The organism is Chitinophaga polysaccharea (assembly GCF_007829335.1).
Classification (GTDB): domain Bacteria; phylum Bacteroidota; class Bacteroidia; order Chitinophagales; family Chitinophagaceae; genus Chitinophaga; species Chitinophaga polysaccharea_B.
This window is the reverse complement of the sequence record NZ_VIWO01000008.1, coordinates 304,138-318,866: the sequence shown is the minus strand read 5'-3', so window position 1 is coordinate 318,866 and position 14,729 is coordinate 304,138. Positions and strand designations below refer to the sequence as shown.

Annotated in this window: 11 protein-coding genes; 5 read left to right on the top strand and 6 right to left on the bottom strand. The window is 49.2% G+C overall.

What is annotated here, in order from left to right; translation table 11 throughout:
- Positions 1-19: 19 nt before the first annotated feature.
- The 4 genes from FHW36_RS24790 to nirB form a co-directional block, all read right to left on the bottom strand.
- Positions 20-1,309, bottom strand: coding sequence for a NarK family nitrate/nitrite MFS transporter (locus tag FHW36_RS24790; RefSeq protein WP_145673161.1), 1,290 nt, complete (start codon positions 1,307-1,309; stop codon positions 20-22).
- Between the two features lie 17 nt (positions 1,310-1,326).
- Entirely contained in the window at positions 1,327-2,649 is a 1,323-nt protein-coding gene (locus tag FHW36_RS24785; RefSeq protein WP_145673159.1) for an alginate export family protein, read from the bottom strand.
- 81 nt (positions 2,650-2,730) lie between these two features.
- A complete protein-coding gene (gene nirD / locus FHW36_RS24780; RefSeq protein WP_246121224.1) occupies positions 2,731-3,108 on the bottom strand; it encodes a nitrite reductase small subunit NirD in 378 nt (125 codons plus the stop codon).
- Positions 3,109-3,133: 25 nt separating this feature from the next.
- Entirely contained in the window at positions 3,134-5,629 is a 2,496-nt protein-coding gene (gene nirB, locus FHW36_RS24775) for a nitrite reductase large subunit NirB (protein WP_145673157.1), read from the bottom strand.
- Between the two features lie 184 nt (positions 5,630-5,813).
- Between nirB and cobA the strand changes: the two genes are divergently transcribed.
- Together cobA and FHW36_RS24765 are read left to right on the top strand one after the other, a co-directional pair.
- Entirely contained in the window at positions 5,814-6,608 is a 795-nt protein-coding gene (gene cobA / locus FHW36_RS24770) for a uroporphyrinogen-III C-methyltransferase (protein WP_145673155.1), read from the top strand.
- Positions 6,583-7,275: a Crp/Fnr family transcriptional regulator gene (locus FHW36_RS24765; RefSeq protein ID WP_145673153.1), complete on the top strand. Its 693-nt coding sequence runs from the start codon at positions 6,583-6,585 to the stop codon at positions 7,273-7,275. The genes cobA and FHW36_RS24765 overlap by 26 nt, the downstream gene beginning before the upstream one ends.
- On the opposite strand, the gene FHW36_RS24760 is transcribed toward FHW36_RS24765, so the two are convergent.
- Positions 7,276-7,947: a Crp/Fnr family transcriptional regulator gene (locus FHW36_RS24760; RefSeq protein ID WP_145673151.1), complete on the bottom strand. Its 672-nt coding sequence runs from the start codon at positions 7,945-7,947 to the stop codon at positions 7,276-7,278. It lies immediately after the preceding gene.
- A gap of 111 nt (positions 7,948-8,058) precedes the next feature.
- On the opposite strand from FHW36_RS24760, the gene FHW36_RS24755 reads away from it, so the two are divergent.
- Positions 8,059-9,858: a chloride channel protein gene (locus tag FHW36_RS24755; protein ID WP_145673149.1), complete on the top strand. Its 1,800-nt coding sequence runs from the start codon at positions 8,059-8,061 to the stop codon at positions 9,856-9,858.
- 125 nt (positions 9,859-9,983) lie between these two features.
- A complete protein-coding gene (locus FHW36_RS24750; RefSeq protein WP_145673147.1) occupies positions 9,984-11,000 on the top strand; it encodes an MBL fold metallo-hydrolase in 1,017 nt (338 codons plus the stop codon).
- 114 nt (positions 11,001-11,114) lie between these two features.
- On the opposite strand, the gene FHW36_RS24745 is transcribed toward FHW36_RS24750, so the two are convergent.
- Positions 11,115-11,762 (bottom strand): class I SAM-dependent methyltransferase, encoded by a 648-nt coding sequence (locus tag FHW36_RS24745; RefSeq protein ID WP_145673145.1) that lies wholly within the window; start codon positions 11,760-11,762, stop codon positions 11,115-11,117.
- Between the two features lie 221 nt (positions 11,763-11,983).
- Here FHW36_RS24745 and acnA point away from each other — a divergent pair, with 221 nt between their 5' ends.
- Complete coding sequence (gene acnA, locus FHW36_RS24740) at positions 11,984-14,710, top strand: aconitate hydratase AcnA (protein WP_145673140.1); 2,727 nt, start codon at positions 11,984-11,986, stop codon at positions 14,708-14,710.
- Positions 14,711-14,729: the final 19 nt, after the last annotated feature.

Below are 14,729 nucleotides of genomic sequence, written 5' to 3'. Positions count from 1 at the left end.
CCGGAATTTTAAAAATGAGTTAGGATACTGCTACGGGCGCATTCACCGGTGCTTCGCTGGTGGCCGGTTGGCGAACAAATCTTGTCAGCATCACGATGCAGGAAACGCCGATCACGATAAATCCGATATACGTAAACGCCTGTACGTAGGTGATGCTGTCTGATTTAAACAGGAATCCGAATAACATGCCCCCCATATTGCCACCGGCTCCTACGATACCGCTGACCAGTCCCGCATTTTTTTCATTGATAAAAGGCACAATGCCGTAGGTAGCACCATTGGCCATCTTGAGAAACAGGGCAAAACTCAGCATCGCCATAATGGCGATCACCAGCGAGCCTGCCTGGGCAAATAATAATAATCCGATTCCTTCCGCCAGCAGCATCAGGGCCAGGAGCCATCCTTTGCCTTTCATGCCTGATTTAGCGCCTACTTTGTCTGATATAATGCCACCCAATGCCCGGGCAAAAAGGTTCATAAAACCAAATATGCCCGCCCAGAACCCCGCGCTGCCTTGAGAAAGATGAAAGGTATCCACGAAATGCAGCGACGCCACATTGTCGAAAGTAATTTCCATACCGAAGCACATCCCATATGCCAGGGTGAGTGCCCAGATACGCCAGTCGGCCAATATCGACCAGTCTGTTTTTCCGTTTTTGCGGTGATGACCGATTTCATCAAAGTTGCCATTGGGCGTATCTTTGGTGAAACGATAATATAAATAGGCTACCCCCAGCATCATCAGTCCCGGTACTATCATCGCATATCGCCAGGCCGAAGCATTACTGTAACCAAAACCGACGATTGCGGCAAAAATTACGGGCATCACCATGTTGGTAACACCGCCACCCAAATTACCCCATCCGCCGGTAATGGCGTTGGCAGTGCCTTTGATGGACGGTGCAAACATCAGGGAAGTATGAAACTGCGTGATCACAAAAGACCCACCGATCACGCTGATGGCTAAACGAAATAGCAGGAAAGAGGTATAGTCTCTCGATAGTCCCACCAGGAACACCGGAATGGAACCTACCAGCAGCAGCCGGATGGCTGTTTTGCGCGGTCCCCAGGTATCACAGAGCCGGCCTATGATTAACCGGGCAATGATGGTACCCGATACAGAAGCAATAATAATATTGCCTACCTGTGCTTTGCTGAGTCCCAGGTCGGTACGGATGGTTGGCATCAACGGCGCGAGGCCAAACCAACCGAAGAAGCAAACGAAAAACATCAGCCACGTTATGTGAAACGTGCGCATCTGTATGGTATTCAGACTAAAGAGTTTTATTTTATCTAGCGGAGCAGCCATAGTAGTAATTTTTCGGGTTATTTAATCAGCCACTCAGGCCAGATGTTGACAGACAGGTAAGCCCAGTTACTGTTACTGGCAGCATTCCTGATATTTTTTACCGCAGGAGAAGTGAGCGTACTGGTATTCCAGAAGTGACTGTAGCCGGCCTCCAGGCCCACCATCTTAGTGAGGGTGTAGTTGGCCGTTACATCTGCTTCTGTACCAAATTGTTTCGACATGCCTGCAATGGCGGCGGCGCTGTAAAACTCATGTACATCGCCGGTGAAAGCCCAGCGCTTACCGGATTTCAGCCGGGTTTTGATATAGTAATCCTGTAACCCTTTGTTGCCAAAGCCACTGGCTACGTAGAAATAATCCATATTACCCCAGAACTTATGCGGGGTGCCGTACAACGGGTCAAAATCCGGATTGGTATAATCCACGCCAGCACCTGCGGTGAAGGCCGGGCTTACACTATATAAGAAGGAGGCGGACAACAGGCGGGCATCTATCGTTTGCCCGTTGGCGTTAGTACCAAACTGTTGATAGGCGGCGGCGGTGAAGGCGATGCGATTGAACTGTTGTGTATAAAACAGACCGGTGGTCATACGCTGATGGGTGCCTTGTTCCCATACTTTTACCGCTACATGTTCCACACTGTCTGTATGATATTTGGAGAACTGGTCGGCCAGGAACAGGAAAGACAGGGTGCCTGCGTGCAGCTTCCTGGATACGTACAGGAATTCCATGCTTTTATAGGCATTGCCCCCATTGGTATTGGCCGTGTAATTACCCGGAGGCGTGGCATTGTACAGGGTGCCAGAAGCATTTTCCTTGTTCTGGTTGAAAGCTGCACCAGCGTGCATCACCCAGCTGTTGCTTTCATATTTCAGCACGGCGGCATCATGGCGCCGGCCCTGTTGCAGCCAGTCGAGGTTGCCCAGCAGGCGGCTGTCGTCGTATACCAGTTCCTGCCGGCCTATTTTCAGTGACAGTGCCTTATTTTTTACGATGGTGTCGGTCAGTAGTATTTCGGCCCAGGCTTCATGTAGCATAAAGCCATTGTTGTCGGGCGTGGTCGTGCGGTTAATGGTGGATACATCCTGTCCCCATACACGTACGTCCTGTACTGTTAGTCCCAGTTTAATCCGGTAGGCATTAAATCCTGCGATGAGCCGGGTGCGCTGGGAGGTAAAAAAAGCCGGAGCGGCGCCTTGTACCTGTGGCGCTGCTTGTCCATCGCGCAATTCGGTGCGAGTCCGGAGTTGGGCGCCCAGCGAAAGCTGGGCATAGCCGTACTGCGACAGCAGTAGTCCGGGGAGTATCATAGATACCCTGCGGGAGAACCATTTTTTCATGTAACTTTGGTTGATTTTGAATGAGCCAATCATTTCCGAATCAGAAGCCCGGTCAGCCTGCCAGCTGCCGGGTTTCGTCTTTTATACTTCTGCCATAACCGGTATCTCTGCTACGTTGATGTATACCCGGTCATCCACAATCTTTACAGGATAGGTGGTGAGGGAACATTCATGTTCGTCGGAGAGGCAACGGCCGTCTTTCAGGGAGAAGGTTTTTTTGTGAAATGGACAGGCTACTTTGGGCTCATCTTGCACGGTGCCGGTCATGCCGCGGCTGAGGGCCATCTGGCGGCGGTGCGGACAAAGATTCTGGGTTGCATACCATTCATTTCTGCGGGCAAAAAAGAATAATGCAATCTGTTCATCATTGTACTTTACGCATACGCCTCCATTGGTGGGTACATCAGTTGTTTTGCAGGCAAAGAACCAGGTGCCGGTGGTAGTGTGAGTAGTAGACATAGCCATATATTTTTGTGTAAAGAAATTATTTCCATTCTGCGGCTTTCTTCTGTGCCCGCATGGTTTCAAATTTTACAGTAGGGTCTTTATCAGCCGGTGCATTTACGAAGTGAGAAAAACGTTTACGCAGTTCCGGGTTTTCCACCACTTCTCTCCACTCGCATTTGTAGTTGTCGACCAGCAGTTGCATGGCGGCTTCCAGTTGTTCGGCGATACCGAGACTATCATTCACCACTACATTGCGGAGGTAGTCCATACCACCATCCAGTTTGTTGAGCCAGGTGGCCGTGCGGGTAAGCGGATCGGCTGTTTTAATGTAGAACATCAGGAAGCGGTCGATGTACCGGATGCAGGTATCGCTGTCGAGGTCGGCTGCCAGGAGTTGTGCGTGCTGTGGTTTGGAGCCGCCGTTGCCGCATACATACAGGTTCCAGCCTTTTTCGGTAGCGATGATGCCGAAGTCTTTCGACTGGGCTTCGGCGCATTCGCGTATACAACCTGATACGGCGGATTTGATTTTATGCGGCGCTCTCAGTCCCCGGTATCTTTCTTCTATCTGGATAGCGAAGCTAACGCTGTCGTGCAGTCCGAAGCGGCACCAGGTGGAGCCTACGCAGCTTTTTACGGTGCGGAGTGCTTTCCCGTAAGCGTGACCGCTTTCGAAGCCAGCGGCAATCAGTTCTTCCCAGATGTCTGGGAGGTCGCTGAGATGGGCGCCAAATAAGTCGATACGTTGTCCGCCGGTAATTTTCGTATAGAGATTATATTTAGTGGCAATCTCCCCGATAACAATTAATTTTTCGGGTGTAATTTCTCCGCCGGGAATTCTTGGTACTACGGAATAGGTGCCTCCCTTCTGTATATTAGCCAGGTAGCGGTCGTTGGAATCCTGGGCGGTATCGTTGCCTTTGTCCAGGATCATATCATTCCACAGGCTGGCGAGGATAGAGGCTACCACTGGTTTACATACTTCGCATCCTTCCCCGGAGCCGTAGTGGTCCAGTACTTCATCGAAGGAGCGGAGCGATTTCAGTTTAATGAGATCCAGCATTTCCTGGCGGGAGTAGGCAAAGTGTTCACATACCACGTTGCGGATATATTTGCCTTGTGCTTTCATGGTAGCGGTAATGAGGTCTTTTACCATAGGGGTGCAACCACCGCAGCAGGTACCGGCTTTTGTACATTTTTTTACGTCGTCCAGCGTTTCATGACCGTCGGTTACCGCCTGGCAGATAGTACCTTTGCTTACATTTTCGCAACTGCAGATCATGGCTTCGTCGGGCAGGGCGGTTACGCCGGCGCCGTTGTCGGCCGTACCGCGACTTCCCAGCAGCAGTTCTTCCGGGTTGGCGGGGAGTACCATTTTATTACGGGCGGTTTGCAGCAGCAGGTTATAGGCTGCGGCATCGCCAATGAGGATACCTCCCAGCAGGAACTGCCCGTCGGGCGTGATGTTGATGCGTTTATAGGTGCCTTTGTATTTATCTTCAAATACAATACTATGGCAGGTATCGGGGGCGGGAAACGGATCGCCGAAGCTGGCTACATCTACGCCGATGAGTTTTAATTTGGTACTCATGTCAAAGCCGGTGAAGGCTTTATGGTCACTGCACATGTGGGAAATGGCTACTTCCGCCATTTCGTAGCCGGGAGCAACCAGGCCGTAGATCATATTATTATGAAGGGCACATTCTCCGACGGCATATATAAATGGATCGCTGGTTTGCAGTTGCTCGTTTACAATGATGCCGCCGCGGGGGCCAGTAGCGAGGCCGCAGGCTTTGGCCAGCTCGTCGCGGGGTTTGATGCCGGCGGATACGACTACGATATCAGCAGGCAGGATGGTGTCGTCTGCAAACTGTAGCCCGGTAACGGCTTCATTGCCCATTACTTCCCGTGTGTTTTTGCCGGTGAGTATTTTCAATCCAAGTTGATGTAGTTTATGTTGCAGGATAGCAGCACCTTGTTCATCTATCTGCCGGGGCATCAGCCTGGGTGAGAATTCGATTACATGCGTATTGCTGATGCCGAGGTCGAGCAAGGCTTTCGCTGCTTCCAGTCCAAGGAGGCCGCCGCCGATAACGGCGCCGCAGCTGGCCTGTGGCGCATAGGCCTTCATCATTTCCAGGTCTTCTATGGTGCGGTAAATAAAGACACCCTTTTTATCCATGCCCGGTACCGGCGGCACAAATGCCGCAGAGCCGGTGGCGATTACCAGGTAATCATACGGTTCGGTGATGCCTTTATAAGAGGTCACGGTTTTGTGTGTCCGGTCTATTTGCATGACCGGGTCGCCCAGGTGAAGCCGGATACCATTGTCGGTATACCAGCTAAGTGGTGCAAGGAGAAGGTCGTTGGCTGTTTTGCCGTCAAACCAGGAGGTAAGATGTACGCGGTCGTAGGCAGGGCGGGGTTCTTCTCCAAATACAACCAGTTCGAGCGGGGAGGAGGCGGACCTCGCAATCAGCTTTTCACAGCATTTATAGCCCACCATGCCGTTTCCGATGACTACTACTTTCATTAGATTATATTTATGGGTCCGAAAAAATAGATATATTATAAATTATTTAATATAATATAATTTCAAGTTTTGGAGATGATTTTTAAGGTGGGTGTATGATGTTGGTTATAAAATTAAGCGATTTTGTTTTAAATTTATATATCGATGGTGTTAAATTTAATATATAAATATAAATGTAATGTGTATGCCAGTATCGAATCCCTTTCTATCTTTAGTTGGAGCAGGTCCCGGAGACCCGGAAATGATCACGCTGAAAGCCGTCAATACCATTCATCGGGCTGATGTCATATTATATGATGCATTAGTCAATGAATCATTACTGGGCCATGCCCGCCCCGGCGCCATTATCCGGTTTGTGGGTAAACGGTATGGATGCCACGCCTTATCGCAGCAGGAAATTAACCACCTCATTGTGGAAATGGCGATGGCGCACGGGCATGTGGTGCGACTCAAAGGCGGCGATCCCTTCGTATTTGGCAGGGCAGTGGAAGAAATCACAGCGGCAAGGGATCATGGTATTGGGGTGGAAGTTATTCCGGGTATCTCCAGTGCTATAGCGGTGCCCGCTTCGCAGTTTATCCCGCTCACCTGCCGGGGAATGTCTGAAAGCTTCTGGGTAACTACCGGCACCACCCGTTCCGGTGATATTTCGGACGATATTGCCCTGGCAGCACGCTCCACTGCCACGGTAGTTATACTGATGGCGATGAGTAAGCTCCCAGAAATCATGGAGCTGTTTGCCGCCCACGGTAAGCAGAACACACCGGTGGCTATCATCCAGGATGGTACTACCGCACAACAAAAAATGGTCATCGGCACTGTAGCGGATATTGCCTGGAGAGCCACGGCTGAAGGGATGAGCAACCCGGCTATTATCGTGGTAGGCGAGGTAGTGAACCTGCATGCCCTGCTCACGGCTACAGCGGTGCAACAACTAAATAATCGACTGGTACATGAAGAAAGACAAACAAGGCTGTGATGGTAAAACCTGCCTCCTGTGCCGGCTGTCGCTCAAGGAATGGGCGCCGGCAGTAGCGCTGCACCGCCATAATTTTATCCTGCAAAAAGGTGAAACGCTGTTTAACGAAGGCGACCCGGTGGCTGGCATTTACTTCATTCACGAAGGACTAATGAAAGTGCATAAACATTGGGGGCCAGATAAGGAGCTGATTGTGCGTTTTGCGCAGAAAGGAGATATTGTAGGGCACCGGGGTATCGGGGGACTGGAGCAGTTTTACCCTGTGTCGGCTACGGCATTAGCACCGGTAAAGGTTTGTTTTATAGAGATGGATTTTTTCCAGGCATCTCTGAAAATCAATCATGCGCTGCTGTACGAGCTGATGTTATTTTATGCACAGGAGTTACAATCTTCCGAAAAGCAAATGCGCAATCTCGCCCACATGTCGGTAAAAGGCCGTATGGCCAATGCTTTGCTGTTATTACAACACAAATTCGGATTTAATAAAGATGGATTTATCAACATAGCACTGAGTAAGCAGGACCTGGCTTCTTATATCGGGGCTACTTATGAAACCACGTTCCGCATATTGAATGAGCTGATTGCAGAGCGGCTGGTAGCGGTATCGGGAAAAAACTATACTATCCTGAATGAAGCGATGTTGCTTCGTTTGACCGACATACAATGATCAAAGTGTAATATATTTTTTCAATTTCTTTTCCTGTAGAATGGTGATGCTTTTGCCATCTACCGCAATTAATTTCTCCTGTATAAATTCCTGGAGATTGCGGTAAATAGTTTCATAAGTGGTGCCGGCAAAAGATGCCAGATCCTGGCGGCTGATGGTAAACTGGATATCGTTATGCAGCCGGCTGATATCAAGCAAAGCGTCTGCCAGCCTGCTTTTTACATCCATATGCACCAGGTTGCGCATTTTCCTTTCTGCTTCTTGTAGTTCATCGGCGTAAAACTGCATCAGTTTGAGGGTGAGTTGCGGATTTACTTTCAGTGATGCTTCAAAAAATGCCAGGTCGGTATAACACACCGTGGTATCCTCCAATGCCGTAGCAGACACGGTATACAGGCGTTCGCCGCTACCCAGGCCCCTATGCCCCAGGATATCTCCTTTCTGCGCAAAACGTACAATCAGCTCCTTATCCGGCCCCCATTGTTTATGCACTTTTACTTTCCCATCATATAAAAAATAGATCCCCTTTACCGGGCTACCTTCCTGGAAGATGGTTTCATTTTTCTTATAAGAGAGATGTTGTTTATGGTCTCCTACAGCGGCAATCCACTCAGGAATGCTGAACTGGCAAAGGAAACAAGTCTTTAAATCGCAGGCCCCGGCTTTCTTCATGGTTGCAAACGTAATGTTTTTTTGCCTTTTTCATAGAGAAAATAGGATTTAATATGATTTAGATCATATTTTTGTGATGATTTTTAAAAATGGGTTGTTATTTTATATATTATGAATCATAAAAAAGAGCAGAAGTTTGCCGGAAATATGTCCCGTAGAGTGTTTTATCTCAGTATACAGGCATGTATCAATGCGTTGGTAATAGGCTTCGTGGCAAAGGGATTGGTGCTGTTGATCAATCTGATCACCAATTTATCGTTTTATGGAAGGTTTTCATTCGGAGAAGAAGGGCCAGCCGGCAATCAGCTGGGTTGGCTGGTGGTACTTGTACCTGTTATTGGTAGTGTTATAGTGGGTATCATGGCCCGTTTTGGCAGCAAGGCCATCCGCGGACACGGTATCCCCGAAGCCATGGAAAACATTATCCTGAATGAAAGCAAGATCCCGCCGGTTATTACTTTATTGAAACCTATATCTGCCGCTATTTCTATTGGTACGGGTGGTCCCTTTGGCGCGGAAGGTCCCATTATCGCTACGGGAGGAGCTATCGGCTCTTTCACCGGCCAGGTAATCCATATTTCTTCTGCCGAAAGAAAAGTATTGCTGGCAGCCGGCGCCTGTGCGGGTATGGCCGCCATTTTCGGAAGCCCGCTGGCCGCTATTTTGCTGGCGATTGAACTGTTGTTGTTTGAGTTTTCGCCCCGTTCTATGATCCCGGTAGCCATTGGCTGTATTACCGGCGCCGGTATGCACATCCTGCTATTCAGCTCCCACCCCGTATTTGCGATGCCCGACATTCCTGCTGTATCCGACATTGCGCTGGTGACTTATGTGCTCATGGGCGCAGCAGTAGGTGTAGTAGCGGCTTATGTATCAAAATCGGTATATTTCGTGGAAGATATGTTTGAAAAACTGCCTATCCACTGGATGTGGTGGCCCGCTTTAGGTGCGGTTGTCGTAGGTGTGGTAGGTTACTACGCGCCACATACCATGGGAGTAGGGTATAATAATATTACCAGCTTGCTCACGGGTAACGTGCCTTTAACCCTGGTGATATCGCTTTGCGTACTGAAATATATTTCCTGGGTCATCTCGCTGGGTAGTGGTACTTCCGGTGGTACCCTGGCCCCGTTATTCACTATTGGCGGTGCATTGGGTGCACTAATGGGTATAGTGGTACAGAAGTTATTCCCCGGTAGTGATATCAACATTGCTACCGCCGCGCTCATTGGCATGGCTGCCATGTTTGCCGGCGCCTCCCGCGCCTTGCTCACCGCCATCGTTTTTTCATTGGAAACGACCGGGCAGCCACATGGACTTCTACCATTGATCGGCGCTTGTACAGCGGCTTACTTCGTTTCCTTCTTCCTGATGAAAGGGAGTATCATGACGGAAAAAATTCGTCGCCGTGGCGTTACCGCACCGGATGAGTATACTCCGGATGTGATGCAGCTCATCAACGTGGCATCAGTGATCAGCCGCCCGCTAACGATGCTCCGTTACGACATGACCCTGGTACAGGCACAACAGCTGTTGCTACAAAACAGTGCCTATTACTACCAATACCTCCTGGTAACAGATGAAGCCGGACATTTTAAAGGCTACCTCAACCGGGAAACATTGATCAAGGCCGGTCAAACGGCTGTTCATCAATACCTGGAAGCTGCTGCACCTTATGTATATGCCTCCGACGATATTAACCTGGTAACAGAGTTATTCGACAGTTATCCGCCGGATGTGTTGGCGGTACTGGATGAAGAAAAGAAAATAACCGGTATCGTTACCGCCGATGCCGTATTAAGAGCTTATGGTGAACGCCGCCGGGCCGATGCAAAATATCATTCTGCCTTTTACGGAAACACCCGCCTGCTGCGCCTCATGGCCAGGGGTAAAAGATTGTTGGCACGGTAAAGTGCCTGCTTAAAGATAGGTTGAATGCAGGCCTGCCCCTCGGGGCAGGTCTTTTTTATGCTATCCTAAAATATCCGGCGCGGGTATCCGTCTTCCTTCTATCACAAGTTTCTTAACTTTAAGATATGCCGCAAAAATTATCTTCTATAAAAGACAGGATCCGGTTGTCGCCACAGTTTAAGCAAGGCGCTTTTCAGAACTTTTCGCCCACTCCCATGAAGCCGGACGACGTTACCTATTACCAGATGCTGAAGGAAACCTTTCAGCGCCCGGCAGATGTACGGCCCCCCATGCCGCTGCCTGCTGTAAAAACGAACCTGAAAACGCTGTACTCCGAAAAGCCGGTGATCGTTTGGTTCGGACATTCTTCTTACCTGGTACATGTAAAAGGTTTCAATATCCTGGTAGACCCGGTATTCAGCGGCAGCGCATCGCCCATGTCTTTTATGATCAAGGCTTTTCCCGGCGCAGATGCCTATACACCGGCAGATATGCCGGAAATAGACCTGATGATTATTACGCATAATCACTATGATCATCTCGATAAAAAAACACTGGCCCAGCTGAAGCCTCATACCAAAATGATTTACACTGCACTGGGCGTGGGCCGCGATCTACAGTCCTGCCTGGTAAAGGACAATAATATTCATGAACTCGACTGGTGGGAAAGCGGAGAAGTGGCGTCGGATATTACACTAACGTCTACGCCTGCACGACATTTTTCCGGCAGGGGACTAAAGCGCGGTGGTAGCCTGTGGAGTTCTTTTGTGTTACAGATATACGGCTATCAATTATTTATAGGTGGCGATTCGGGCTACGACACCCATTTCAAGGCTATTGGTGATAAATACGGTCCTTTCGACCTGGTGATACTGGAATGTGGCCAGTACAATGATAACTGGCCTTTTATCCATATGAAGCCGGAAGAAACTGTACAGGCGGCCATCGACCTGGAAGGGAAAGTATTGCTGCCCGTACACTGGGCTAAATTTGCGTTGGCCAACCATCCGTGGAATGAATCGGCCAAACGGGTCACTGCCAGCGCTGCCGCGCGCGACATGAAGATCACCACGCCTAAAATAGGACAGCCCGTGGTAGTGGATGAGTTTTATCCCGATGAACCATGGTTTTTAGGAGCATAAAGCATAAAGCTATTATGGAGAAGGCCCAGCGCGATTTTAAATATTCGCTAAAATCATTCTCCATAATAGCTTTATGCTTTATGCTTTCTGCTCAAATGGCAAAACTCAACATCTCTATAATTCCTTCGCCGGGCAGAACGTGGGCAGGAAGGAGGGGACGAGGTTTTCTTCCGATACCGAATAATCCAGCATCACATGATTGCGGTGATCCGCTGTTTTAAACAGCTGCATGGTCTGGATAAATGCTTCATTACTGATGTAATGTATCACGCCTTCAAAAATAATAATAGTGGGAATGTTTTCCTGGTATCCCTTTTCCAGGAGTTTGCTCCATAGCAGCGCTGTATCGGTAACATCGCATTTGACAAATTGTATTTGCGCCTCCACAGGAATAAGGTGATGATAGATGTGTTGTTTTTCTTCTATATACCCATTATCTACTTCTATAATGCGGCTGATATTTTCCCGGTAATTTTCCAGGAGATATAAAGATAATGGGTCCAGCCCGGCGCCCAGGATAACGACTTGCGGCATGGAAATGGCAGTCAGCTGTGTTTTCAATAGCTCCCGTATACTTTGTTTACGCAGGCAAATGGTGTCTATGATCTGTGGAAAGCTGCGTTGCAGCTCGTAAAAAATACGACTGGTTTCACTGAAGTCGATAGCAGCCATATATTGTTGTTGCAGCGGCGAAGTGTAAAGCTGCATGGCGGCTTCCAGCACAAGGCGGGAAGTAGCGGGTACTTTTAGCTGTACGGTCATTTTGAGGTGTATTTATCATTAAAGCTAGGCTTCCGCCATGCATCGCGATAGCAGGGTTATTTTCTGATGAACCCATCACAAACCATTTATAATAAGGTATATTTATAGTGTAATGTTACCCGCTGTTGCCAGTATTTCAGTGCGACAGCTTTCTGCCTTTCGCGGTGATTTTTGATAAACAAATTACCAGCGGTATTGTTTCTATAAAACAATTTCTCACTATGCAGCCTAGTATCGCTTCTCTCAGCAAACTGGAAAAGGAAGGACGGCAAATTTCCCGTCTGCCTTTTTCTATCAGGATTCTATTGGAAAATGTATTAAGGAACCACGACAACTTTGCTATCACTGATGAGCATCTCGACACCCTGGTGAATTGGGAGCCGGGAGGCACCGACAAGGAAATTCCCTTTAAACCTGCACGGGTACTGATGCAGGACTTCACCGGCGTAGCCGCTGTAGTAGACATCGCTTCTATCCGGGCGGAAGTGATCCGCAAAGGAAAGGACGGCGCCAAAATTAACCCGGCTATCCCGGTCGACCTGGTCGTAGATCACTCCGTACAAGTAGATTTTTTCGGTACCGATTATTCCTATACAAAAAATGTGGCCTATGAATATGAGCGTAATAAAGAACGTTATCAGCTGCTGAAATGGGCGCAACAGGCTTTCGATAATTTTACGGTGGTGCCTCCCGGCATGGGCATTTGTCACCAGGTAAACCTGGAGTACCTGGCCAAAGGTGTGATCAGCCGCGATGGCTGGCTGTTTCCCGACACCCTGGTGGGTACCGATTCTCATACGCCCATGGTAAACGGTATCGGCGTATTGGGCTGGGGCGTAGGTGGTATAGAAGCAGAAGCGGCTATATTGGGTCAACCCATTTATTTTTCCTGTCCCCAGGTAATCGGGTTAAAGCTCACCGGGCGCCTGACCGAAGGCGTAACTGCTACCGACATGGTATTAGCCATTACCCAGCTATTGCGTAAATATGGTGTGGTGGATAAGTTTGTGGAAGTATTTGGCGATGGCCTGGATCACTTATCGGTACCCGACCGTGCTACCATCTCCAATATGTCGCCCGAATTTGGCTGTACCGTTACCTACTTTCCAATTGATCAGCAAACCTTGCAATATATGCGGCGTACCAATCGCCCGGAGCCCGAGATTGCACAGGTGGAATCTTACTGCAAAGACAATATGCTCTGGCGGTATGGCAATGAGCAGATCACCTATTCTGATATCGTGGAGCTGGACCTTGGGCAGATACAATCTGCCGTAGCGGGGCCTAAGCGCCCGCAGGACCGTATCCTGGTGCGGGATCTGCACAACGAGTTTGAAACGTTGCTCAATAAAGAATTCAAACGCATGTATACACCGGAAGGCAAACGCCGCGATACGGCCTGGTTGGCGGAAGGAGGCTCCGGTACCGCGTTTACCTACGAGATACAGAAGCAAACAGAAGAGGTGGCGGTGGAACTGGATTACCTGAAGTCGGTACGTATTAAGCTGAAAAACGAGGAATACGTATTAAGCGATGGCGCCATCACAATTGCCGCTATTACCAGTTGTACCAACACGTCCAATCCCAGCGTAATGATAGGTGCCGGCCTGGTGGCACGGAAAGCGATCAGCCGGGGATTGTATGTAAAACCCTGGGTAAAAACCAGCCTGGCGCCGGGATCGAGAGTGGTAACCGAATACCTGAAGCGTTCCGGTTTGCTGGCCGAACTGGAAGCGCTGCGTTTTCATATTGTTGGATATGGCTGTACTTCGTGTATAGGTAACAGTGGTCCGTTGCCACCACACATTGCAGAGGCGGTAGACAAAGGCAACCTGGTGGTAGCTTCGGTATTATCGGGCAACCGGAACTTTGAGGCCCGGGTGCATCCGCAGGTAAAGATGAACTTTCTGGCCTCACCTCTGCTGGTAGTGGCTTACGCCATTGCCGGCCGTGTAGATGTGGATATGCTGACAGCTCCATTGGGCTACGATCCTAACGGGGAACCGGTATACCTGCGGGATATCTGGCCTACCCAGGAAGAAATTAATGAAGCTGTAGCTGCCGCCGTGAAAAGGGAAGATTTTGAAGATGTATACCGGGTTATTTTTGATGGCGATGAGCAGTGGCGTGGGTTGCTGGCGCCTTCGGGAAAGGACTATCACTGGAGCCAGGACTCAACCTATATCCGGGAAGCGCCTTTCTTTAATGGATTGCCGGCACAACCGGCTGCACCGGAAGATATCAATGGCGCCCGCGTTTTATTGAAACTGGGTGATTCGGTGACTACGGATCACATTTCTCCTGCAGGTTCTTTTAAATCAGATACGCCCGCTGGTAAATACCTGTTGGATCGGGGTATTGATCCGCGCTTGTTTAATTCTTACGGTTCCCGGCGCGGTAACCATGAAGTAATGATTCGTGGCACCTTTGCCAACGTGCGTATTAAAAACGAATTATCGCCGAAGGAAGGCGGCTTTACCACTATCATACCTACCGGAACGGTGTTGCCTGTTTATGAAGCAGCTATGCAATACGCCGCCAACAAAATACCGCTTATTATATTGGCTGGAAAGGAATATGGTAGCGGTTCTTCCCGCGACTGGGCCGCCAAGGGAACTAATCTGCTCGGTGTAAAAGCGGTGATCGCAGAGAGTTATGAACGTATTCACCGCAGCAACCTCGTAGGAATGGGGGTGCTGCCGCTGCAATACCTGGAGAACGAAAACGCAGCTACGCTGCAATTGTCCGGTACGGAATTGTTTACTATCCATGGTATTACTGATGGGCTTACACCGGGAGAAGAATTAACGGTAACGGCTACCCCGGCATCGGGCGACCCGGTTACATTTAAAGTAAAATGTAAATTGAACTCAGCGATAGAAATCGAATACTATCGCCATGGCGGTATCCTCCAATATGTGTTAAGAGCGTTTTTACAAAAAGCATAAACAAAAAGTGATGGGCATT

Excerpts from the sequence above, each read along its gene's own strand:
- FHW36_RS24790 (WP_145673161.1), bottom strand. The coding sequence starts at position 1,309 with ATGGCTGCTCCGCTAGATAAAATAAAACTCTTTAGTCTGAATACCATA.
- FHW36_RS24785 (WP_145673159.1), bottom strand. The coding sequence starts at position 2,649 with ATGAAAAAATGGTTCTCCCGCAGGGTATCTATGATACTCCCCGGACTA.
- nirD (WP_246121224.1), bottom strand. The coding sequence starts at position 3,108 with ATGTCTACTACTCACACTACCACCGGCACCTGGTTCTTTGCCTGCAAA.
- nirB (WP_145673157.1), bottom strand. The coding sequence starts at position 5,629 with ATGAAAGTAGTAGTCATCGGAAACGGCATGGTGGGCTATAAATGCTGT.
- cobA (WP_145673155.1), top strand. The coding sequence starts at position 5,814 with ATGCCAGTATCGAATCCCTTTCTATCTTTAGTTGGAGCAGGTCCCGGA.
- FHW36_RS24765 (WP_145673153.1), top strand. The coding sequence starts at position 6,583 with ATGAAGAAAGACAAACAAGGCTGTGATGGTAAAACCTGCCTCCTGTGC.
- FHW36_RS24760 (WP_145673151.1), bottom strand. The coding sequence starts at position 7,947 with ATGAAGAAAGCCGGGGCCTGCGATTTAAAGACTTGTTTCCTTTGCCAG.
- FHW36_RS24755 (WP_145673149.1), top strand. The coding sequence starts at position 8,059 with ATGAATCATAAAAAAGAGCAGAAGTTTGCCGGAAATATGTCCCGTAGA.
- FHW36_RS24750 (WP_145673147.1), top strand. The coding sequence starts at position 9,984 with ATGCCGCAAAAATTATCTTCTATAAAAGACAGGATCCGGTTGTCGCCA.
- FHW36_RS24745 (WP_145673145.1), bottom strand. The coding sequence starts at position 11,762 with ATGACCGTACAGCTAAAAGTACCCGCTACTTCCCGCCTTGTGCTGGAA.
- acnA (WP_145673140.1), top strand. The coding sequence starts at position 11,984 with ATGCAGCCTAGTATCGCTTCTCTCAGCAAACTGGAAAAGGAAGGACGG.